We start from the raw sequence: 20,774 nt of genomic DNA, 5'->3' as shown, positions 1-20,774 counted from the left end.
AGCGCCGCCCGAACGGCAAAGAGCAGTGTCGTTCAGATCTACCTGCACACGTCCACCGCCGCCCGGCCCGCGACTACGAGACCTACCCCAGCACGTGAGAGGCCGTAATTCGATGGGCTGCGCTCGGCGGCATACTTCGCCCTCACCCAAGGCAAACCGCCACCCGCCAACAACGCCGCGCTTTCAGCACGCCCGAGTGATACAAAATGCGAAACCCGTTCCCAGTCTGTGGATGGTGCTCACGGTGCCTTGCGTACGTCGGACAACTCGCGCCTGGACGTATGGACTTGGCACCTCGAGAGGCCGAGACCGCAAATAGGCACCCGCCCTCCTCGGTCGTCCGTATAGTCACCGAGAGACTGCCGTCGGGACATCCTCCACGCTGAAGGGGAGTCGGTCGCGATGCGAGAAATCAGCGATGAGTTCTTTTTGACCATGGCAGAAGTTTCTGCTGCTCTTATCGGCACACTTCTCGTCGGAGTCTTTTTCTACCTCGACTCCGACCTGCACAAGACCCGCCGGGGCGCAGCTGCGGCCGACCGCTACATGCGCTCGGGAGTGCGGTGGATCTTCTTGGTATCGGCCGTGCCGCTCATCGTGTCCCTCACGCTCGCCGGCCTGGAGCCGTTCTGGGGTGCTCTCACCTTCATCGCGCTCTCGGTCGTACTGGTTGCTTTAACTGCCAACACGACCTACCGCACAGTCGCTCGCGGCGCCTCGGCTATATCGACCGCCTTCGTTATAAATGAAATCGCCACCACGGTCGCAGTCGTCGTCCTTGTCACGCTGCCCTGGGTGCTTGGTGGTTGGGTGCCACCGCCACCTGCCTTCGTGCCCTCGCTTTTGCTGGCCTTGGGATCCGGCTTCTTCAGCATTGTGGCGCTCGTGATGACTCTCTTTGGGCCGGCCCGGCAGGACGACGCCCCTCCGTAGCACCCAGCGGACACCGGCGGGTCGAGACCGGCTGAGAGCACGCGGCAGCGCGCTGGGTAACAGCTAAGGGGCTCATACCGACGCGGCCGTGCCGGCGGTGGCGGGAGCCTCACCGTTGCGGAGTCCGTCCGGCTGATCGGCCGGCTCGCCCAATGTCGGGGCACTGTGGCCAGGGTGCTCGATCTCGTCGACCTCGCCCACTGGGCGGACACGACCACGAAGTATCCGACGATAGAAGGGAAATGACCATGGGTTCATCGCCGTCGGGAACGAGAAACAGCACTCCGATCGAGCTGTACTACGAGGATCGGGGTGCAGGTCAGCCGGTTGTCCTTCCCTGCGCTCCTTCCTCCGCTGAGCTGAGGGCGGGCGCCAGCTTAGCCACTAACACCAGTCAATGAGCGTCCGGTTGTTGTCACCCGCCGCGATCGTTCCGCCCTCGAAGTCGACATCGGACCACGGCAGCCCGCACACCTCGGCCGGCCGTAGGCCCATCAGCGACAGCAGGCAGGCGGCGTAGAGGCGTTCGCCCGTGATGCCGGTCAGGAACGCGCCCCAGCCGCAGTCAGGCGCTCGTCTCCGACGCGAGCGGTGAGACGGGTAGCCTGCCAGAGATTGCACATCTGACGACCCTGTCTGTCAGAGCGGTCCGCCGCTCTCGCCGTCGTCCCCGCCCTCTTCCAGCTCGTCGAGCTGCCGGCGCAACTCGGTTGCCTCGCCGCTTTTGATCATGGTTGTCCGTCAACGCGGGTCAGACCCTCTGGCCTTGCCGATCAAGCCGAGGTGGGTGTGCTCGAATCCTTCGGCCGTCTTCAGGCCGTAGCCAAGGCCGCGATCGACGCCGATGTGGAACACCCAGGCAAGGGCCAGAACTCCGAGCCAACCGATCCGGTCGCCGAACCCGGCCGCGGCCACGGCTACCGCGCCCAGCGCAGCCGGCAGGGTGTAAGAGTGTGCCAGGTTGTAGCAGAAGGCCCCGAGACGTGGCCCGCGCAGGTAGCCGAGCATGGACAGGTCGAAGACGAGGAAGAGGGCAAGCATCGACCACCACGGGTACCCGGCGGTGACGGTCACGACGACGGCGAGAGCCGCGACGACGAGGCCCTCGACGCGCTGCACTGCGACCGGACTCAGATGCGGCATCTCACACCTCGTTGTCGGTCAGGGACGCTCGTGGGTTGTCTTCCCGTCGCTGGCCTGGCCTGGCCTGGGAAGAGGATAGGCGGTGATGACGACCCTCGTGCTCCGTTACCGGACAACAGCTTCGGCAGAGAGGACCAGCGGCCCCGCGGGGTCGGCCAGATGAGGGTGGCCGTCGGCGCGCCAAGGATTTGGTCGACGAGCCTCTTGCGAGTTGCCGAGCCGAGGGCCGCGTTGGTCCTGCAGCACCTACGGATGGGGTAGCGGGTCAGCCCTGCCTGCCCGCACGCACACAGGCCGGCCCTGGTCCGCGCACGGTCAACTGTCCGACGGAGTTGCGCGTCATCTGCTCGGGCCGGTCTGGTTCTCGGCCCCGCCGTCGACGAGTTCGTACTGCAGTGCCCCGGAGGGGCAGCGCCGAACCACTTCGGCCAGGCGCTCGGCCTCGGCACCGTCGGGCCGGATCCACGGGCGCTGGCTTGGGTCGAAGACCTCCGGCAGGCCGCGGACGCACTCGGCGGCGTGCAAGCAACGCCTCGCCTCGAACGTGACAGTGATCTTCTGGCCCTCGTACGTCTTCTTTGTGGTTCCGCTGCTCATAGCGACCTCCGTCGTTGCCCTGCTCGGCCGTTCAGTCCCTGACCCTGCTGTTGGCCTGGTACACCAGGTCCTGATACTCGGGGTGCCTGGCGATCCAACCCGCGATAAATGGGCAGGTGGCCAGGACCAGCAGGTTCGCGGCGCGCGCCTCGTCGAGGGCGGTGCGGGCCAGTGCCGCCCCGACTCCGCGGCCCTCGTACTCCGGCGAGACCTCGGTGTGTACGAACGCGACGAGCTCCGCGGTGCGGATGTACTGCGCGACGCCCGCGACCTTGGACTCTGCGTCGACGCGGGCCTCGTATCGCTTGGCCTCGGGGACCTCACTCACTCTTACTGCCACGTGTTCTCCATGTGTCTTCAGGGTGGATCTCAAGCCATGGGGGTTCGGTCTCGTTGATGTGTCACTCAGTGTCACCGGCCTCCGGACCCCGGGGCCTGCTTTCGGGACTTGGTGGGGCAACGCGGCGCTCGACGTCGCCAAGTTGTGCGGGCACAGCCGTCGCCGCGTCGTTCCGGTAACCGCGGCGATCCCGCGGTCACCACCCAGTGTCCGTCAGCAACCGGCCTCGACCAGTGACACCGCGTCACATGCGGTGATGACGCAGCGCCACTAGCGGACCGGCTCGTAGGCGCTTCCAGGAGTCTGTCCAACCAACCGGTCATCGAAGTCGAACGGCTCAATGTCATTTACAGCGGCACACCTTCAGTGAAGGTGCTCTCTTCCAGGTACGGCGGCAGTGCGTTGGTGCAGGCGCAGCCCCAGCGATCAGCGGCGGATGCGTCCCCCATGGGTGTCCTGCTCGCAGATGGCGGCTTCTCCCGGAGCTCACGGGTCGTGCCGCTCGCAGCGCCTGGGTGACCTGCATCCCAACCCCTTGCCGAAACGCGCCGCCGAGTTGAGAGTTCAACTCAGCGGCGCGTCGTCCGCACCGGCAACGGAAGGGCATGTCATGACCAGGCAACTAACAGGCCGTAGCTTTCGCTTCGACCTGGGCGACCTCAAGGTGCGGTTCACCTTTGATTCGCCGACCCAGGGCAGCTTCACCGTGGTGCAGGGCGCGGGGCTCGCGCCCGACGGTCACGCTGAAACGGTGGCTCTGAACCTGCGGGAGATCCGTGAAGGCGTGTACCTGAACTCCTGGACCGAGGCGAGCGGGGCCACCGTTACGCACCTGGAGGACTTCGAGAACGGGACGGTCTATTCCAATGTGACCGTTGGCGGCAAGCTCTACAACCTCGTCGGAACGATCAAGGAGGCCTGAAGATGACCCAGTACCCCGTGACCCAGGACGATCAGGCACAGCGCAACACCGAAATTGTGCTGACCGCGATGCGAGAGTTGTTCGCGGAGAAGGATCTCACCGCGATCGACCGATACTGGGCCGAACCTTACGTCCAGCACAGCCCGCAGATGCCCAACGGGCTGGACACCTTGCGCAATGTCGTCCCGGGGCTGGAGGGCTTCTCCTGGGAACCACAACGGGTTGCCGCTCAGGGCGATCTGGTCTTCACCCACAGCATCGTCCGCGGCTGGGCCCCGAACCCGGTGGCCATTGTCGACATCTTCCGGCTGGAGAACGGACGTATTGTCGAACACTGGGACGTGGTTCAGGACATCGTCAACCCCGAGGCCTCCGCCAACGGCAACGCCATGGTTTAGGCGCCCGAAGGTCGACATGCCGGTGCGTCGACGCGAGAATGAACACCGTGACGACGCGACGTGACGACGACCTCGACCGGGCCGCGATATGGCAGGACTTCGTGCTGGCGGCCCACCTCCTCGAGGTCGCGCTGGAACGACAGTCCCAGCGCGACGGGAACATCTCGCATGGGCACTTCAAGTTGCTGGTCCTGCTGAGCGCTGCGGAGAATCAGACGCTGGGCCTGAAAGCGCTCGCCGGCATGCTGCGCTTCTCGCCCAGCCGCGTCAGCCACACGCTGAACGTCTTGGAACGCCAGGATCTGGTCACCCGGGGTCGGGTACCAACGGGACGACGTGCCTACGAAGCCACCTTGACCTCGCAAGGTCGGTTGCTCGTTGCGCGCGTGCTACGCGCGCAACGAGCAGAAATTCGAGACGTCCTTTTCGGCAGCCTGGGTGCAGCTGATGCCGCCGCCCTCGGCAGGATCAGCGCGCGTGTTGTTCGAGTGCTCGACGAGGCAGAAGTCTAGTGCAAATGCCACAGGATGGTGTGGTGGCCCAGTGCTATCCAGTTGCTCCCAGGCGGGTGTGCCGGAATTCAATGAGAATAGTTGGGCTGCGGTTAAGCGCGTTTCATTAGTAGTTGCGCGCCGGGTCAGGTGACGGCGTGACGGTGATCGATATAGGGTGAGGTCTCCGCTGGGTGAACATCCACGTGACGACCGGTGCGATGGCCGGTTCGGGGTCAAGCCGTAGCCGGCGTCGGCCTCGCCGGGCGTCGGCGCGGTTGGGGTGCGGCCCGGCGTCGGTGGGTCGACACCCGTATGGGGGTCGTCCGCCCAGATAGCGGGCCTTGTTCGCGGGCCTGTGCCCGCATCGCCGCGGTGATCCGGAACCGCGAGCGCAGCAGCTCCCGGCGTGACTGCGCGGACAGCTGAAGGATCGCCAGCGCATGCACCGCGTTGGCAGGGTCGTAGGTTCCGCACAGTTCGGGCAGCCACACCTGCACCCCGTGCCGGGCGGGAGATCGGCATCAGGTCGGCGAACTGGTTGCCGTAGAACGCCCGCTCACGCTCGCCGATCACGACCGCTCGAAAGCACGGTTGGGATCGGCGAGGACGGCAAGAAGCTCGCGGGCCTTCGGACGCTGCGACCACGGCAGCCGGCTGGTGTACCCGACGTCGCGAGGCTGAGCGGGCGTAGCCACCCTGGGTCGACTCGCTGGACGCGGCGATCCTGAGGTCACCCCCTCAGTGTCCGGCAGCCACCGGCCCTGGCCACTGACGCCACGTCACGCGTAGCGGTGAGGAGCAGCCTCAGGGTTGGTCGGGGCCGGACGTTACGAGAGCTCGGCCGAGGAAGTCGTTGATGAGTTCCGCCACTGTCCGCCCTTCGCTCTCCAGCAGAAAGTGCCCGCCGTCCAACAGGTGGATCTCCGCGTTGGGCAGGTCGTCCCGGAATGCCTCCGCCCCCTCCGCGGAGAAGATCTCGTCGTTGCGGCCCCAGACCGCAAGGAGGGGGATCTGGCTGTCACGCAGATACTCCTGCAGCCGAGGGTAGAGCTCACGGTTGGTGTGGTAGTCGCCGAACAGCCGCAGCTGCACCGCGTCGTTGCCGGGCCGCTGCAGCAGTGCGTGATCGAGCGTCCAGGTGTCGGGGGCGACCACGCTGGGGTCCGGTAGGCCGTGGGTGTACTGCCAAACGATCGCGTCGAGGCTGAGGGCGGGTCGGAGCGCGGCTTCGTTCTGCGCGTTCGGGTCGTCGCCGTACGCCCAGATCGGGGCCCAGAATTCGGGCACGAAGCCGGCCTCGTAGCCGTTGCCGTTCTGGCTGATGATGGCGGTCACCGGGGCGGTCGGCTGAAGCGCGAGGCGCCACCCGATCGGCGCGCCGTAGTCCTGGACGTAGATGGCGTAGCGGTCGAGCCCGAGGTGGCCGAGCAGCCCGGCGGTGAGTCGCGCCAGCGCGTCGAAGCTGTAGTCGAACTCGTCAACCGTCGGGGCGTCCGACTGGCCGAAGCCAAGGTAGTCCGGCGCGATCACGTGGTAGCGGTCGGCCAGCCTCGGGATGAGGTCGCGGAACATGAACGAGCTGGTCGGGTAGCCGTGCAACAGTACGACGGCAGGGGCGCCGGCAGCGCCCGCCTGGCGGTAGAACAGTCGCCGCCCCTCGATGGTGGCGTACCGGTGATGGACCCGCATATCTAACCTCCATAACCTAGTGTGAGGGTTAGGAGCCTACTGATAGACTTCTACCCTGTCAAACTCGTGAAGATGGTTAGGCGGTGCGATGCCGGTCTCCACTGGCGAGGAACTTCTCCTGTTCATTCTGAACAGCACCCCGCTGGTCAACGGCGATTCACAGGATCTGCTCGCCGATCCGACCGGCGCCCCCCCAGCGTTGCGGCGATTCGGCGGTACCGGCTCGCCCGAGGAGTTGGAGGCCGTACGCGCCGTTCGTCCCCTACTGCAACAGGCGGTCCGCGGCGACATCCCGGCCGACGCTCTCGCTTCCGCCCTGACCGGTGTCCACCGGACCCCGCGGCTGACCGCGACCGGCCTCACCTGGACGCTGGTGGTCGCGTCGGACCGGAGGCTCGCCGTCCAGGCCGTGCTCGCCTGGGCCGAGATGCGCGAAAGCGCCCCCGGACGGCTACGCCCCTGCGCCAACGACGAGTGCCGCCTGTTCTTGGTCGACCGCAGCCGGGCGAACACCGCCCGGTGGTGCTCGATGGCGACGTGCGGCAACCGACTCAAGGCTCGACGTCACTACCGCCGCTCGGTGAGCCCGGACGCCTGACGCTCCCGTTCGGTCCAGCCGGGGTCGTCTACCTCTTCCCTGCCTACGTCATCACCGCCGGACTCCTGATCGCCGCTATCGGCTTCGGGTTGACCAACTTCCTGTGCGTCCCGCTGGCCGAGAGCAGCGCCGTGAGCGCGGCGACCCGGGCCTGCGGCTGCGCACCGTCCACGAGGACTTGCCGAACCTCGGCGAGCAGGCGGGCCCGTCGTTCGGTCCGGCCGTCGCGCAGGACCGCCGTCCGGAACAGGCCGAGCACCTTGCGGGGCGGAGGGGAGCTGACCGTGGAACAGCCGGCTGCGCCACCCTGGACTCGACGGAATGCCACTTCGACTAGGGCGGGGTGGCCCGCACCTACGCCGGACGCCGACCCCCGCACTGGGCGAACCGGCTGAGGGCGACCCCAGGTCGTCGAACGGGATTTGTCGTGGGGGCTAGCCACCGCGCCTGCTCAGCGGCTACGTCCCCGACTAGGGTTTATGGCGATGTTTTCCCAGGACGGCCACGGTGCGGCCATGAGCAGACAACGACGGCGCAACGTGCTGTTGGATAGGAGCGTCGAACGCGCAGCGCTCGATCAGCTCCTCGCTGGTGGGCGTCTTGGAGTCAGCGGGGCTCTCGTACTTCGTGGTGAGGCGGGAATCGGAAAGACCGCACTGCTGGAATACGCCCTGGCCCAGGCCGGGGACTGCCGGGTCCTTCAGGCCACCGGGGTAGAGGCCGAAAGCGAACTCGCGTTTGCCGGCCTGCATCAGATCTGCGCGCCGGTTCTGGATCGGCTTGAGCGGCTGCCCGCTCAGCAGGGCCGCGCGCTGAGCACCGCGTTTGGTCTGAGCGCTGGCGAGGCACCGGACCTCTTCATGGTTGGTCTGGGAGTGCTTGGCCTTCTTGCCGGCTTCGCCGACGAACAGCCGGTCGTGTGCATCGTTGACGACGCCCAGTGGTTGGACAAGGCGTCAGCCCAGGTCCTCGGCTTCGTGGCCCGGCGGCTGAGAACCGAGTCGCTGATCATGATTTTCGCGGTGCGCGGCGACCTCGACACGGACGACATGCCGGAGCTGAAGGGCTTGCCGGTCATGACCGTCACCGGCCTGTCCGACGAGGATTCGCGGGCGTTGCTCGCTTCGACGGTTCTCGGGCGAGTCGACCAGCGGGTACTCGAGAGGATCATCGCCGAATGCCACGGCAATCCCTTGGCGCTCACCGAACTGCCTCGTGGCTTCACTGCTGCTGAACTCGTAGGCGGCTTCGGCATTCTCAGCCACAGCGCTCTGCCTCGCCGCATCGAGGAGAGCTTCCGACGGCAGATTGCCGCGCTCCCTCCGGACGCCCGCACGTTGCTCCTGGTCGCAGCGGTTGAACCCGTCGGAGATCCTGTGCTGGTATGGGGCGCTCTCACTCGTCTGGGCGTGCCCGCCGAGAGTCACCTCGCTGCGTCATGGCCCGCCGCCGAATTCGTGGATCTCGGCTTCGGGGTCCGGTTTCGACATCCACTGCTGCGCTCGGCGGTTTACCGGGCCGCCACCGAGACGGAGAGGCGTCAGGCACATGCCGCGCTCGCCGACGCCATGGAGCCCGGCAGGGATCCGGACCGGCGAACCTGGCACCGGGCGCAGGCAGCCGCAGGACCCGACGAGGACGTGGCGACCGAGTTGCAGGCATCCGCGGCTCGGGCGCAGACCCGTGGCGGGTTCGCGGCGGCCGGAGTGTTCCTGGAACGCGCTGCGGAGCTGACTCCGGATCCGGCACGGCGAGCTTCGCGACTCTTGGCAGCGGCGCAGGCCCGACATCTGGGCGGCGCTCCGGACGTCGCGTTGCGCCTGCTCGCCTGGGCTGAGGCCGATCATTCGTCCGAGCTTGACCGGGCACGCGCGGATCTCCTGCGGGCCGACATCGCCTTCACGGTCGACCGAGGTCGTGAAACGGCGGATCTCTTCCTCAAGGCGGCTTCGCGGCTCGAACCGCTGGACGTCGGTCTCGCCCGGAGCACATATCTCGACGCGTTGCGGGCGGCCTGGTACGCGTCAGATTCCAGCAGCAGTGGCACGCTGGGAGACGTGGCCCGGGCGGCCGCTGCTGCGCCGGTCGCCACAGCGCCAGCGCGGCCGTCGGATCTCCTCCTGGACGGTCTCGCGATGCGGTACACCGCAGGCTTCGCTGCTGCCGTGCCGAAGATGAAGGAGGCGCTGAAGGCGTTCCAGAGTTCGGATCTGGCGAGCGCGGAGGGCCTTCGGTGGATGTGGTTTGCCAGTTCGATCGCTACGGACCTCTGCGAGGACGATGCGGCAGACGCGCTCACCGGCAGCTACGTCCGGCTGGCGCGCGAGAGCGGGGCGTTGGCCGACCTGCCCTTGGCGCTGACGACACGCATTCTCATGCACCTGTTCGCCGGTGACCTGTCCGAGGCATCCGTACTGCTTATGGAACTCGACGACGTGGCGGACGGTACCGGGATACCGGTGCCGGGTTACATGGCTCTGCTGCTCGCCGCGTGGCAGGGCGACGAGGCGCGGACGATCGAGTCGGCCGCTGCCAGCACCGCCGACGCCCGCCGCCGCGGTGAAGGGCTCGCCCCGGCGATCGTCGGTTGGGCCCAGGCGCTGCTGTACAACGGCGTGGGCCGGTTCGGTGCGGCGCTGAGCGCAGCTCAGCTGACGATCCAGTCGAGCCTGGAACCCGGGGTGTTGACCGGTGCGCCGCTCGTCGAGCTGATCATCGCCGCTGCCCGCACCGGACAGCGCGCATTGGGGGCCGAGGCATTGGAGCGGTTGTCCATCTCGACGCAGGCGTGCGGCACCGACTGGGCGCTCGGTATGGAGGCGTGCTGCCGTGCCATGCTCACCGGCAACGCGAGGGCGGAGGACTCGTACGTCGACGCGATCGAGCGGCTCCACCGTACGAGGATTCGACCGCTGACGGCACGCGCCCACCTCTACTACGGTGAATGGTTGTGGGATCTGGGGCGACGCGACGACGGCCGCGACCAGCTTCGGATGGCCTACGACATGTTCACCGCGATGGGCATGGAGGCGTTCGCCGCCTCAGCTGCTCATCGACTGGGATTGACCATCCGTCAGCGGCCGAGTAACGACACCGGCTCGCTGACGCCACAGGAGACCCATATCGTCAAGCTGGCCCGTGAGGGGCTTTCAAATGCGGAGATCGGGACCCGTTTGTTCATCAGTCCACGGACGGTCGAGTGGCATCTGAGCAAGATCTTCGCCAAGTTGGGCATAACCTCACGGCGTCAATTGCGTCGCTGAACCCGGGACGGGGGCGGCGCAGGGAAGCTTCGGAGCACCTGGTCGCGCTCGGCAGCGGTCGGCCGGCTCGGGTCGGCGACCACGAAGCACAACTGGAGCTGCATGTCACAGCGTCGTTTCGTCGCTACCAACGGTGTCAATCTTCGGATATGGGAGGCGGGCGACGGCCCCCTCGTCGTACTGCTGCACGGCTTTCCGGAGTCGGCTCACTCGTGGCGGCACCAGATCCGTCCCTTGGTCGAAGCCGGCTACCGGGTGGTCGCTCCCGAGCAACGCGGCTATGGCAGCAGCTCGCATCCGCCGACGGTCGAGGCTTATTCGATCATGCATCTGGTTGGCGACATCACCGGCCTCATACGAGAGATGGGGGCCCAGAGTGCCGTTCTGGTCGGCCACGACTGGGGTGCCACTGTCGCGTGGAGCCTCGCCCAGATGCGTCCTGACCTTGTCCGGGGGGTGGTGGGGCTGAGTGTTCCCCCTTATCTGCGGGGAGAGAGCGGACAGTTGACCACCATGCGTGCGATGCACCACGGGCGGTTCTACGTGAACTACATCGAGGAGCCTGGCGTCGCGGACGAAGAGTTCGGCCGTGACCCGATGACGAGCCTGCGTCGCACCTTCTACGGCTTGAGCGGGGACAACCCGGCGAACCAGGCACCCCGGGACATGCTGGTCCCCCCGGGCCGGGGGTTGCTGGACGCGGTCGACCCGGAGCACAGTACGGCGCTGCCAGGATGGCTGACCGAACAGGATCTGGAGGTCTATGCCGCCCAGTTCGAGGACGGTTTCACCGGAGCACTCAACTGGTATCGCAACCTCGACCGCAACTGGGAGTTGACCGCTGCCTTCGACGGGCTGCGCCTGCCGATGCCCGCGCAGTTCATCTCGGGCGATCTGGACCCGGTACTGGCGTTCCGCGGGCTCCGCGACTACGTGCACACCCTTTCCCGTCGACACGACCGGTTCGCCGAGCCCATCTTCCTGCCAGGGTGTGGACACTGGATTCAGCAGGAACGCCCGCAGGAGGTCAACCGGCTGCTGCTTCAGTTTCTGGCAACCCTCTGACAGCCCATTCCGGCACCGCCGGTCCGGCCGCGGTACGGCCGGACCGGCGGTGACATCCTTGCCAGGGCCGGTTCGTTCGGACGCGCAGTCCGCCCGAACTTTCTAACTTGCGGCGACTGCACCTGCACGAGATGTCAGGATCTCTGCGACCTGGTCAGGCTGCGACAGCATCGGTGAGTGCCCCGTCGGGATCCGGACGACATCCGTCGTCTGCGCCGCGTACTGCTCCTGCAGAGAGACCGGGAACTGCTTGTCCTCGGTGCAGATCACGTAGGTCGAGGGAACCGTACGCCAAGCCGCTCGCGTCGTCGGCTGCACACAGGACAGCAGGCTCTGGTCGACAAGCTGGTCGATGGCGGCCTTCGCGTCGACGTCCGAGAGGTCCGAGTAGAACGTCTCCCGCGGATTTCCGTACGCCTCGCGCGGCGCGAGACCGCTGGGGTCATCAGGCACCGGAATGCCGAAGGCCGTCGCGGCGGAAACCCCTTCGGTCGGCATGAAGGCGGCGACGTAGATCAGGCGGACGAGGTTCGGGTGGTCGTCGCCGAGCTGGGTGATGGTCAGGCCTGCGTGGGAGTGACCGACCACCACGACCGGGCCTTCGATCTCCCGCAGCCTCGCGGCCAGCGCGTCGGCATCCTCGTACAGGCCTGCTGTGGGCTGCTGGCCCGCGCTGGGCATGCTGACCGCCTCGGACTTCCATCCCCGGGCGTCGAGAATGTCTTGTACGGGTAGCCAGGCGGACGCGGTGTGATAACCACCGTGGACGAGCAGGAAGGACGGGGAAGGGGCAGAGTCAAGCAAGGTGGAACTCCTTCTCGTAGACATGCGACCGCTTAGGAGCGGTGCTGATCGGCCAACCGGAGAGCGGCCAGCAGGGCCAGGAAGCCCATTCCGTAGATGGCGGACAGGGCCGAGCTTTCGTAGACGTCCGCGGAGCGCCACAGGTATCCGGTGGCATCCATGACCTGTGCTGGCACACCGTCGTGGCCGCCGGTCAGCCAGGTGACCACGTAATCGCCGGCCACCACGACGTACGCGACGACCGGTAGCGCCAGGTAGCCGCCGCGCCGTCGTTCGAGACTGTCGGCCTCGGGGCCCCACCGGCGCAGGTACAGCGCGAAGAGCTGGTAGAAGACGTAGACGGTCAGGCTCCAGCCCAGGAAGTTCGTGAGCGGCACCCCGAAGTACCCGCCGCCGTCCTCCCACTCCCAGCGTCCCCGCAGCGTCGACGACGACGGGTCCAACGCCAGATCCCAGGCGACCATGGTGAAGGAGGCGACGAGGGGCGTGCCGATGACTGCGACGACAGGGCTGCCCCGGTGCACCGGACGGAACAGGATGGTGGCGATGCACCACGCCAGGTAACCGACGGCGAAGTAGGCCGGCCCGATCAGCACGGGTACCTCGATCAGCTTGGCACCCAGCTCGTCGGTGTAGTGATAGTGGCCGAACGGCACGCCGGTCAGCACGCCGATGTCCTCGATGACGTTGCTGACCACCAGCGCCAGCAGGAGGAAGACCAGAATCCCTCGCCATCGGTAGGCCACGGCACCGTGCGACAGGGCGAACGTCAGCTCCATCAGCAGGCTCACCACGGTCACCACCGAGCCCGCCAGAGGCAAGGGGATCAGGTTCACGATCGCGTCCACGCCGACGGCGATCCACATCACGACGAGGACTGTCCGGGTGGGGCGCAGCCGGCGTTCGCGCCGATCCCCGGCCTCGATCTGTTGGATTCGAGCACTCACAACCAACAGGTACGAACCGCCACGGGCGAAGTTCTCCCGGTGTGAGAGATCACAGAGGGTGGGCTGCGGTGTGGTTGCGTCTCACACCGGGGCGGGTGCGGTCTCAGCTCGATCAGCAAAGCCGACACAGGGGATGACGACGCGCAGCCCGTCGCGTTCGGGCTGCGCGTCGTGTTCGCGGAAGTCAGCTGTTGATCGCGCCCATGATGGCGGCGTTCGTCCCGCCGTTCTCCGCCCGGTCCGCAGCCTTACGCGCCTCCTCCGGGGTAGCTCCTCCTGCGGATGCACGCAGGTACGCCTCCTGGCGCCGCTGCTGGATCTGCTTGTTTCGCCGCTCCTTGAGCCTGCTCCAAATGGTCATGACACGATCCTTTCCGAATCGGGGCGGCGACAAACCGCGAGGTCGGTGTCCGGCTGGGCCCGGTACCAACCCCGCGAGGTCTATCGGCGCAGGACGACCATGCGGCCGAGGTTCGTCGTGGCGATGCGGATCAGAGTGAAGCCCGCCGCCTGAGCCTCGACGGCGAGCTGCTCGGCTGTCGACGCGAACGAAATGCCCCAGCCGTGGAACACCATGCGGCGCAGCGCCAACGCCGGAGCATGTGCGGTGTCGGCGGGCTTGCTGTCCAGCTCCTGTTCCAGCAGGATCCCGCCGGGGGCGAGGGCACGGTGGATCGCCCTGAGGGTGCCTGGACGAGTTCTCGTGACCTCGGTCTCCGGTCCGCCAGGTGCCCGACCATCGGGAGGATGGTGGCACCCGTTCCCCGCCGTCATGGCCGCTGCCACCGTTTGCGCCTTTCATGATGGACCTGGAGGGCAGGCGACGTGCAACGTGGCGGTAGGCACAGGTCCGCAGTCGAACCGGGCGCTCAAGCCGACGTGAGAGCGGTCATGGAGTGGTCAGACTCGAACAACCAGACTTCCGCCGACGACGTGAAAGAACAGAAGTCCCTGCTCACGGCACTCGCTGCAGAACGCCTCGCGCTCGGCGACAAGGTCGCCGCCGCCAAGTACGGCAGCACGACCCCGATCGACGACGAAGCTCGGGAGGAGCGGCTGCTCGCGGACGTCGTCGCGCGTTCCCGGGAGATCGGACTCGACCCGTTGCTCAGCTGGCGCTTCTTCCGGGCCCAGATCGAGGCCAACAAGGTGCTCCAGCGCCGTCTGCACGCCCTGTGGAGTGATCATCCGGAACTGCGGCCACGGCGCCGGCCGAATCTGGATTCCGAGGTGCGTCCGCAACTCGACATGATCACGCAGCAGATGCTTCTGCGACTGAAGGCATTCGAGTGCGCCCTTACGGCCGCGCACCGCGTCGACGGCACCCTCGACGAGTCACTGCGCCGCCTGCACGAAGAGGCCCTGCGCATAGCGCTGGGGTCGATCCGGGGACGCACCGACACGAACATGACATCCGACGGCGCCGACCAGAACCGCCACGAGCGGTGAGGTGTCCAGCACCAGGTGGTTGACCGGTGTTTCCCGGGGGCGGCCCCGGGCCGCTACGGATTCGCTCGGCTCGGCCGAGGGCGACAGTGATCGAAGCTGACCTGACTATGCGATCACGAAAGGCGATAACGATGGGAAATTCCGAAGTGGCGGCTTCCGCAGACAGGACCTACGACGTGATCGTCATCGGCGGTGGTCCCGTCGGGCAGAGCGTCGCTGCTCGCGCCACCGCAGCCGGCCTGACTGTGGCGATGGTCGAGAAGGAACTCGTCGGCGGTGAGTGTTCCTACTGGGCGTGCATCCCGAGCAAGGCGATGCTTCGCCCGGTGGTGGCGGTGGACGAGGCCCGGCGGCTCGACGGTGCACGGCAGGCTGTCAGCGGGCCCGTCGATGCTGCCGGTGTCTTCCGACGCCGTGACGTTCTCGTATCTGGGTGGGACGATTCCGGGCAGGCGCAGTGGGTCAAGGACATCGGGGCCGACCTGTTCCGTGGCCACGGCCGAGTCGACGGTCCGCGCCGGGTCGCCGTCGCGACCTCGGAGCACCAGATCGTCGGCCTGACGGCCCGACACGCGGTGGTGGTCTGCACCGGCAGCCGTGCGGCGATCCCGGACATGCCGGGTATCGCCGAGGCGTTGGTCTGGACGAACCGGACCGCCACCGACACCTCGACCGTGCCCGCCCGCTTGGCGATCGTCGGTGGCGGCGCGGTCGGTGTGGAGATGGCCACCGCCTGGCAGGGTCTCGGGTCCGCGGTGACGCTGTTGGCGCGGGAGCCGCGTCTCCTACCACGGCTGGAATCCTTCGCCGGCGAGATGGTCGGTGCGTCTCTGCAGAAGGCGGGGGTCGACGTTCGACATGGTGTGACCGTGACGTCGATGCGCCGGCCGTCACCCACCGGTCCGGTGACGCTGATGCTCGACGATGGGGCCGAGGTGGAGGCGGACGAGGTGCTCGTCGCCGTCGGCCGCGTCCCGCTCACGGGCGACATCGGTCTCGAGACGGTGGGGCTCAGGCCGGGGTCCTGGCTCGACGTGGACGACACCTGCCGCGTGCACGGCGTCGACGGCGGCTGGCTGTACGCGATCGGCGACGTCAACCACCGCGCGTTGTTGACCCACCAGGGCAAGTACCAGGCCCGGATCGTCGGGAACGCCATCGCGTCCGTTGCCGCAGGTCAGGCTCTGGACACCGCGGCCTGGGGACGGCACGCGGCGACGGCGGACGTGCACGCCCTGCCGCAGGTCATCTTCTCCGATCCCGAGGTTGCGACGGTCGGACTCAGCGCCGACCAGGCGCGCCGCAATGGCCGTGAGGTGCGGGTCGTCGATGTCGACATGGCGGCAACCGTCGCCGGCGCCCGGCTGTTCGCGGACGACTACCAGGGCCGGGCCCGCATGGTCGTCGACAGCGCCACCGAACGCGTCCTCGGCGTGACCTTCGTGGGGCTCGGAGTCGCCGAACTGCTCCACTCGGCCACGGTCGCGGTAGCCGGGCAGGTGTCCATCAGCCGGCTGTGGCACGCCGTGCCGCCGTTCCCGACGGTCAGCGAGGTGTGGCTGCGGCTGCTGGAGGCGTATCGCGACGGGAACAACGCCTGACCGCTCGTCGACGGCAGTATCACGATCCCGCACGACTGTCGGTCTGCCCGTGAAGGTCCCGAAGTGGCTGCAGCTCGGCACGGGACCGGACGCCGAGTTTGGGGAAGGCCTTGTACAGGTGGTACTCCACCGTACGGGGGCTGATGAACAATTGTGCGGCGATCTCGGCGTTGCTGAGCCCGGCCCGGGCCAGCGATACGACCTGAGTCTCCTGCGGGGTCAGCCGGCGTCGGCTCCGGTCGGGCCGCCGATGCGTGTACTCCCCGGTCGCGAGCAGTTCTCGGCGGGCCCGTCGGACGAACGCATCGGCGCCGACCTCGCCGAAGTGCCCGCTCGCGGCTCGGAGCTGAGCCCGGGCTTCGATGCGGCGGTTACGCCGACGCAGCCATTCGCCGTAGAGCAGCTCGGCCCGTGCCAGCCGATCGGGCAGGCCGGTGCGGCCGAGCCGCTCGACGGCCTCCCGGTATGACGCCTCCGCTTTCTGGTCCTTGGCGATCAGCGCCTCGGCGGTTGCCTGGACTCCCAGCGCCCAGTCGCCTCCCGCCGGGGTGGTGCGCTGCGCGAGCTGGGCCGTGGCTCTTTCGGCCAGCTGCTCGTCGCCCGCGCGGACCGCAGCCTCGACCAGCTCGATCAGCGCCCAGCCCGTCAAGCCGGGATGCTCCGACCGCGCCGCCTCGGAGGCCGCCTCGACGGCCAGGTCGTACTGCCCTGCTGCGTTGTGCAATGCCGCGGCCGCGACCAGCTCGGCGATCCCGGTGGCGCGACTGCGAGCCCGCTGGGAGAACTGCGAGAGCGGGCTGTCGCGCCAGAGGTTCCGTCCGGTCGCGCCGTGGCGCTGAGTCAGGTCTCGCCAGGCATGGCTGTCCCACACCTCCGCGGCGAGCAGACCCGCGAGGCCGAGCCACCGTGCCGCACGCAGGTCGAGAGACGGCTCCCGGAAGGCCGCGACTGCCGCCCGCAGCGGTGCAACCGAGCGGGCGTAGCCGTCGAGTACCCGGGTGGCGAGCCCGAACAGAAGCTGGTCGGCCGGACGGCGACGGTGTTCGCCTGCGGTGGCGCGAGCCTCGGTCGCCGTGACGAGCAGCAGCGCGCGATCCGTGGGTCCGCTGACGAAGGTCGCCGCGAGGAGAGCGTCGACGTATGCCTCCCGCGCGTCGTCCGGGTCGAGTGGCCACAGCCGCCGGGCCGCCTCCAGCAGGTGGCGCGCGGAGCCCGCACCGGGACGCAGGACGGTCTCGATCCGGGTTCGGTGCCAGGTCCGCCGAGCGGCGCGGACAGCGTCCTGCGACTCCGGCGTCACGATGGCCAGGAGCCGCTGGGCGCCGGGAAGGTCGCCGTCGTCGTACATCGCGGCCGACGCCGCGAGCGCGCGGTCGGCGCGTACGCCCGGGTCGCTGGTGAGCAGGGCTGCCCTCTCCAGGAACGCGGCGCGGGCGGCCGTGCCCACTCGGGGCTGCAACAGGTCGGCGTGGGCCTCGAGATCGTCGGCGAGAGCGTCGTCAGGGGTGCCTGCCGCCAGGCCGAGGTGCCACAACCGCCGCGTTGGATCGCCGGTCGTGTTCTCGGCGAGCATGCGGTGGATCAGTCGCCGTTCGGCGGGCGCGGCCGAGTGGTAGCTGACCGACCTCAGGTCCGGGCAGGCGAAGACGACATGATCACCAACCTCGACCAGCTGGGCCGCGACGAGTGTTTCCCGGTCGGTGCCCAGCTCGACGGCCATGCGCTCGAAGAGCAGGACGTCACCGGTCGGGTCGGCCGCCGCCGCGAGCAGAAGCCGCCGGGACGGCGGCGTGAGGTGACCGACAACCGCCGAACAGTGGCCTTCGTGCGGGCACGAACGGACGCGACGGGGGCCGGGGATCGCGAATCCACCGGCCAGTTCCGCCGCCGTGTGACCCTGGAGCGACTCCACCAGTGCGCACAGGTTGTCGCCGGACTCCGCCAGCATGCGCTCGGCCACCGCGTCGTCGACGGGACCCGGCACGACAGCCCTGAGCTGACCGCGGAGCTCGCCGTGCCCGATCGGCCGGCGGTGCATCGCCGGAACCTGCCCGAATGGGTCGAGCCGTGGGGTGGGCGAGCCGGCGATCACGATCATCAGCGCTCGTCCGGCCGAGTGGGAGGCGACGAAGCCCAGTACCTCGGTGCTGGGCTCGTCCAGCCAGTGGGCGTCGTCGACGACGGCGCAGACCGGCTGCACCTCGGCGATGCCGCTGAGCAACGCGAGCACAGCGGGGGCGACTGCGCCGACGCTGGGCCTGGGTTCGTCGATCAGGCCGAACGCGGCCTGCAGTGTCGCGAGATGTACGGCCGACAGGAACGCGCAGTGGTCGAGCAGCTCAGCGCAGAGCAGGTGGAGAGCCGCAAAGGGGATCTCCTGCTCGGTGGCGACCGCCCGAACCCGGAGCAGGCGGAAGCCGGCAGCCTGATCGATCATCTGATCCAGGACTGCTGAACTCCCGGTGCCGCGGTCTTCGACGATGCGTATCCCGCCGCCGGAACCGGCCGCGGTACCCAGTCTCAGGTCACCGAGCTGGTCCTCCTCGCCAGGACCGTACAGCGGCAACCGAGGGTCCGCCGGCAGGCCCGAGGCATCGGGGTCGAGATCCATCGGACAATCCTGCGCGTCGTCGGCCGGATCGAGTCACGGGTCCGCCACCGGTTGCACCCCGGACCTGGCATCCGCGCCCCGGGAGGTGTGCAAAAACCCACAAGATGGCTGAAATGGTACGCCGACAGCGTTCGCGCCCCGTCGCCTGCTCGCGTTCGACAGGCAGCCCCCGGGACCAGGCCGGGGGTTAGGCCGGTGGTGATTCGGAGGCGAAGCCCCTTCTCGCCGAGCCAAGCTCGCAACCGTACAGGTCGCAGACCGTCCTGATGGTGCAGCGGAGAAGGAGGAGCCATGCCCAACGTTCACCACCGGTATGCCTCAGTGGCAGGGCGTCAACTGTTCTACCGGGAGGCCGGCCCGGCCGACGCGCCGACCGTGGTCCTCCTGCACGGGTTCCCGACGTCGTCGTTCATGTTCCGCAACCTGATCCCGGCGCTGGCCGATCGCTATCACGTCATCGCGCCCGACCACCTCGGGTTCGGGCTGTCGGATGCTCCCGCGGCCGATGAGTTCGACTACACCTTCGACGCGTTGACCGATCTCACCGCCGACCTGCTCAAGCAGCTCGGCATCGAGCGGTACGCCATCTACGTGCAGGACTACGGGGCACCCGTCGGGTTCCGGCTGGCCCTGCGCGACCCCGACGCGATCACGGCGATCATCACGCAGAACGGCAACGGCTACGAGGAGGGTTTCGTCGAGAGCTTCTGGCAGACGGTCTGGAACTACCAGAAGGAGCAGACCCCGGAGACCGAGTCCGCCATCCGTGCGGCACTCACCCTGGACGTCACCCGCTGGCAATACGTCACCGGCACCCCCGACGAGACCCTGATCAGCCCCGACACCTGGCACCACGACTACGCCCTGCTGAGCCGGCCCGGCAACGACGACATCCAGCTTGCCCTGTTCCGCGACTACGCCACCAACCCGCCGCTCTACCCCCGTCTGCACGAATACCTGCGGAGCAGCGGCGTGCCGGTGCTGGCGGTCTGGGGCCGCGGTGACGAGATCTTCGGCCCGGACGGCGCGCGGGCCTTCGCCACCGATGCGACCGACGCCGAGATTCACCTGCTCGAGGGCGGCCACTTTCTACTCGAGAGCGCCGGCGACACAGTGGCCACGATCATCCGCGAGTTCCTCGGCCGCCGACTGTCCGTGACCATGCCCGCGAGTGCTCCGGGCGGGGTCTCCAGCTAGCGGGTAAGACGGCCGGCCGCCCCTCGATGTGCCCGAACGCAATCGGCGGCCACCGCTCACCTGACCACGCTGTCCAGGAGTGAATGATCGCCATGAATACTCCGCGCCTCGACGGCCCGGACGAAAGCCCGTACCTCGCCGGAGAGTCAGGGCAGATCCCACGGCACGACGACCGGAACTCTCTTCGGCGGCGTGACGGGGAGAAGTTGCGGCAGATCTTCGAGGAACGTTCCGGCGTCCTGCTCCGCTACCTCAGACGGATCAACGCCTACCGGCCGCAGATCGTCGAAGACCTGTTGCAGGAGACGATGTTGAAGGTGTGGCGGCACATCGCCGACGTCCCGGTCGACGAGGACCACATCCAGTCGTGGCTCTTCACGATCGCTCGCCACGTGTCGGCGGACGAGGCGCGCAAGCGCGTACGGCGGCCCCAGGAGTCCCCGGGCGAACGAGAACTGCAGAACCACTCCTCGCCGGCCGACCCGATGGACGTCGTCGTGGCCCGCGAGTCCCTGCTGGACGCGTTCCGCAAGCTGAGTCCCGAGCGCCGCCGAGCGTTCGAGGAGATCTACCTGCAGAGCCGCAGCGCAGTCGACGCCGCCGAACTCCTCTCCGTGCCGATCGGAACGGCCAAGTCGCGAGCCTTCCACGCGATGAACTCCCTGAGGTCGGCGGTCCTCTCCGCCTGACGACCGGCACGCCGGACCAGACCAATCACGAGGA

General features: G+C 67.9%; 21 protein-coding genes. 11 read left to right on the top strand and 10 right to left on the bottom strand.

Annotation, left to right across the window (positions count from 1 at the left end; all coding sequences use genetic code 11):
- The first annotated feature begins 402 nt into the window (after positions 1-402).
- Positions 403-933: a hypothetical protein gene (locus O7616_RS25610; RefSeq protein ID WP_282304356.1), complete on the top strand. Its 531-nt coding sequence runs from the start codon at positions 403-405 to the stop codon at positions 931-933.
- Positions 934-1,674: 741 nt separating this feature from the next.
- Here O7616_RS25610 and O7616_RS25605 read toward each other — a convergent pair.
- The 3 genes from O7616_RS25605 to O7616_RS25595 all read right to left on the bottom strand — a co-directional run bounded on the left by O7616_RS25605 (position 1,675) and on the right by O7616_RS25595 (position 3,013).
- Positions 1,675-2,052: a DUF4260 domain-containing protein gene (locus tag O7616_RS25605; RefSeq protein ID WP_282304355.1), complete on the bottom strand. Its 378-nt coding sequence runs from the start codon at positions 2,050-2,052 to the stop codon at positions 1,675-1,677.
- A 363-nt stretch (positions 2,053-2,415) separates the two neighbouring features.
- Complete coding sequence (locus tag O7616_RS25600) at positions 2,416-2,673, bottom strand: (4Fe-4S)-binding protein (protein ID WP_282304354.1); 258 nt, start codon at positions 2,671-2,673, stop codon at positions 2,416-2,418.
- Positions 2,674-2,704: 31 nt separating this feature from the next.
- A complete protein-coding gene (locus tag O7616_RS25595; protein WP_282304353.1) occupies positions 2,705-3,013 on the bottom strand; it encodes a GNAT family N-acetyltransferase in 309 nt (102 codons plus the stop codon).
- Between the two features lie 610 nt (positions 3,014-3,623).
- Between O7616_RS25595 and O7616_RS25590 the strand changes: the two genes are divergently transcribed.
- The 3 genes from O7616_RS25590 to O7616_RS25580 are packed head-to-tail and all read left to right on the top strand — an operon-like array spanning position 3,624 to position 4,845.
- The gene (locus tag O7616_RS25590) at positions 3,624-3,935 is read left to right on the top strand and encodes a hypothetical protein (protein WP_282304352.1); all 312 of its coding nucleotides are present in this window, start codon (positions 3,624-3,626) and stop codon (positions 3,933-3,935) included.
- Positions 3,936-3,937: 2 nt separating this feature from the next.
- Positions 3,938-4,333: a nuclear transport factor 2 family protein gene (locus O7616_RS25585; RefSeq protein ID WP_282304351.1), complete on the top strand. Its 396-nt coding sequence runs from the start codon at positions 3,938-3,940 to the stop codon at positions 4,331-4,333.
- A gap of 47 nt (positions 4,334-4,380) precedes the next feature.
- Positions 4,381-4,845: a MarR family transcriptional regulator gene (locus O7616_RS25580; RefSeq protein ID WP_282304350.1), complete on the top strand. Its 465-nt coding sequence runs from the start codon at positions 4,381-4,383 to the stop codon at positions 4,843-4,845.
- Between the two features lie 786 nt (positions 4,846-5,631).
- Here the strand turns inward: O7616_RS25580 and O7616_RS25575 are convergent.
- A complete protein-coding gene (locus O7616_RS25575) occupies positions 5,632-6,516 on the bottom strand; it encodes an alpha/beta hydrolase (RefSeq protein ID WP_282304349.1) in 885 nt (294 codons plus the stop codon).
- An 88-nt stretch (positions 6,517-6,604) separates the two neighbouring features.
- On the opposite strand from O7616_RS25575, the gene O7616_RS25570 reads away from it, so the two are divergent.
- Positions 6,605-7,114: a CGNR zinc finger domain-containing protein gene (locus tag O7616_RS25570; protein WP_282304348.1), complete on the top strand. Its 510-nt coding sequence runs from the start codon at positions 6,605-6,607 to the stop codon at positions 7,112-7,114.
- Positions 7,115-7,157: 43 nt separating this feature from the next.
- Here the strand turns inward: O7616_RS25570 and O7616_RS25565 are convergent, their stop codons facing one another.
- On the bottom strand, positions 7,158-7,442 hold the full coding sequence (locus O7616_RS25565) for a GPP34 family phosphoprotein (protein WP_282304347.1): 285 nt from the start codon (positions 7,440-7,442) through the stop codon (positions 7,158-7,160).
- A 157-nt stretch (positions 7,443-7,599) separates the two neighbouring features.
- On the opposite strand from O7616_RS25565, the gene O7616_RS25560 reads away from it, so the two are divergent.
- Together O7616_RS25560 and O7616_RS25555 are read left to right on the top strand one after the other, a co-directional pair.
- Entirely contained in the window at positions 7,600-10,377 is a 2,778-nt protein-coding gene (locus O7616_RS25560; protein WP_282304346.1) for an AAA family ATPase, read from the top strand.
- A 102-nt stretch (positions 10,378-10,479) separates the two neighbouring features.
- On the top strand, positions 10,480-11,442 hold the full coding sequence (locus tag O7616_RS25555; protein WP_282304345.1) for an alpha/beta hydrolase: 963 nt from the start codon (positions 10,480-10,482) through the stop codon (positions 11,440-11,442).
- 102 nt (positions 11,443-11,544) lie between these two features.
- On the opposite strand, the gene O7616_RS25550 is transcribed toward O7616_RS25555, so the two are convergent.
- The 4 genes from O7616_RS25550 to O7616_RS25535 form a co-directional block, all read right to left on the bottom strand.
- Positions 11,545-12,246, bottom strand: coding sequence for an alpha/beta hydrolase (locus O7616_RS25550; protein ID WP_282304344.1), 702 nt, complete (start codon positions 12,244-12,246; stop codon positions 11,545-11,547).
- Between the two features lie 32 nt (positions 12,247-12,278).
- A complete protein-coding gene (locus O7616_RS25545; RefSeq protein ID WP_282304343.1) occupies positions 12,279-13,193 on the bottom strand; it encodes a carotenoid biosynthesis protein in 915 nt (304 codons plus the stop codon).
- A 184-nt stretch (positions 13,194-13,377) separates the two neighbouring features.
- Complete coding sequence (locus O7616_RS25540) at positions 13,378-13,554, bottom strand: hypothetical protein (RefSeq protein ID WP_282304342.1); 177 nt, start codon at positions 13,552-13,554, stop codon at positions 13,378-13,380.
- 80 nt (positions 13,555-13,634) lie between these two features.
- A complete protein-coding gene (locus O7616_RS25535; protein WP_282304341.1) occupies positions 13,635-13,979 on the bottom strand; it encodes a hypothetical protein in 345 nt (114 codons plus the stop codon).
- Positions 13,980-14,084: 105 nt separating this feature from the next.
- Between O7616_RS25535 and aroQ the strand changes: the two genes are divergently transcribed.
- Positions 14,085-14,642 carry a gamma subclass chorismate mutase AroQ gene (gene aroQ, locus O7616_RS25530; protein ID WP_282304340.1) on the top strand — a complete coding sequence of 186 codons (558 nt, stop codon included), beginning with the start codon at positions 14,085-14,087 and terminating at the stop codon, positions 14,640-14,642.
- A 131-nt stretch (positions 14,643-14,773) separates the two neighbouring features.
- Positions 14,774-16,243, top strand: a complete 1,470-nt coding sequence (locus O7616_RS25525; RefSeq protein ID WP_282304339.1) for an NAD(P)/FAD-dependent oxidoreductase — start codon at positions 14,774-14,776, stop codon at positions 16,241-16,243.
- A 19-nt stretch (positions 16,244-16,262) separates the two neighbouring features.
- On the opposite strand, the gene O7616_RS25520 is transcribed toward O7616_RS25525, so the two are convergent.
- On the bottom strand, positions 16,263-18,680 hold the full coding sequence (locus O7616_RS25520) for a LuxR family transcriptional regulator (RefSeq protein WP_282304338.1): 2,418 nt from the start codon (positions 18,678-18,680) through the stop codon (positions 16,263-16,265).
- A gap of 465 nt (positions 18,681-19,145) precedes the next feature.
- Here O7616_RS25520 and O7616_RS25515 point away from each other — a divergent pair, with 465 nt between their 5' ends.
- Positions 19,146-20,051 carry an alpha/beta hydrolase gene (locus tag O7616_RS25515; RefSeq protein WP_282304337.1) on the top strand — a complete coding sequence of 302 codons (906 nt, stop codon included), beginning with the start codon at positions 19,146-19,148 and terminating at the stop codon, positions 20,049-20,051.
- Positions 20,052-20,134: 83 nt separating this feature from the next.
- Positions 20,135-20,740, top strand: coding sequence for a sigma-70 family RNA polymerase sigma factor (locus O7616_RS25510; protein WP_282304336.1), 606 nt, complete (start codon positions 20,135-20,137; stop codon positions 20,738-20,740).
- Positions 20,741-20,774: the final 34 nt, after the last annotated feature.

The sequence above is a fragment of the Micromonospora sp. WMMD964 genome (assembly GCF_029581455.1).
In the GTDB taxonomy this organism is placed as follows: domain Bacteria; phylum Actinomycetota; class Actinomycetes; order Mycobacteriales; family Micromonosporaceae; genus Micromonospora.
This window is presented reverse-complemented; position numbering and strand designations above follow the sequence as displayed.

Bases quoted from the DNA above. Each gene is read 5' to 3' on its own strand.
- aroQ (WP_282304340.1), top strand. From the start codon at position 14,085: ATGGAGTGGTCAGACTCGAACAACCAGACTTCCGCCGACGACGTGAAA.
- O7616_RS25510 (WP_282304336.1), top strand. From the start codon at position 20,135: ATGATCGCCATGAATACTCCGCGCCTCGACGGCCCGGACGAAAGCCCG.
- O7616_RS25540 (WP_282304342.1), bottom strand. From the start codon at position 13,554: ATGACCATTTGGAGCAGGCTCAAGGAGCGGCGAAACAAGCAGATCCAG.
- O7616_RS25570 (WP_282304348.1), top strand. From the start codon at position 6,605: ATGCCGGTCTCCACTGGCGAGGAACTTCTCCTGTTCATTCTGAACAGC.
- O7616_RS25610 (WP_282304356.1), top strand. From the start codon at position 403: ATGCGAGAAATCAGCGATGAGTTCTTTTTGACCATGGCAGAAGTTTCT.
- O7616_RS25575 (WP_282304349.1), bottom strand. From the start codon at position 6,516: ATGCGGGTCCATCACCGGTACGCCACCATCGAGGGGCGGCGACTGTTC.
- O7616_RS25590 (WP_282304352.1), top strand. From the start codon at position 3,624: ATGACCAGGCAACTAACAGGCCGTAGCTTTCGCTTCGACCTGGGCGAC.
- O7616_RS25555 (WP_282304345.1), top strand. From the start codon at position 10,480: ATGTCACAGCGTCGTTTCGTCGCTACCAACGGTGTCAATCTTCGGATA.
- O7616_RS25515 (WP_282304337.1), top strand. From the start codon at position 19,146: ATGCCCAACGTTCACCACCGGTATGCCTCAGTGGCAGGGCGTCAACTG.
- O7616_RS25520 (WP_282304338.1), bottom strand. From the start codon at position 18,680: ATGATCGATCAGGCTGCCGGCTTCCGCCTGCTCCGGGTTCGGGCGGTC.
- O7616_RS25585 (WP_282304351.1), top strand. From the start codon at position 3,938: ATGACCCAGTACCCCGTGACCCAGGACGATCAGGCACAGCGCAACACC.
- O7616_RS25560 (WP_282304346.1), top strand. From the start codon at position 7,600: ATGTTTTCCCAGGACGGCCACGGTGCGGCCATGAGCAGACAACGACGG.
- O7616_RS25525 (WP_282304339.1), top strand. From the start codon at position 14,774: ATGGGAAATTCCGAAGTGGCGGCTTCCGCAGACAGGACCTACGACGTG.
- O7616_RS25600 (WP_282304354.1), bottom strand. From the start codon at position 2,673: ATGAGCAGCGGAACCACAAAGAAGACGTACGAGGGCCAGAAGATCACT.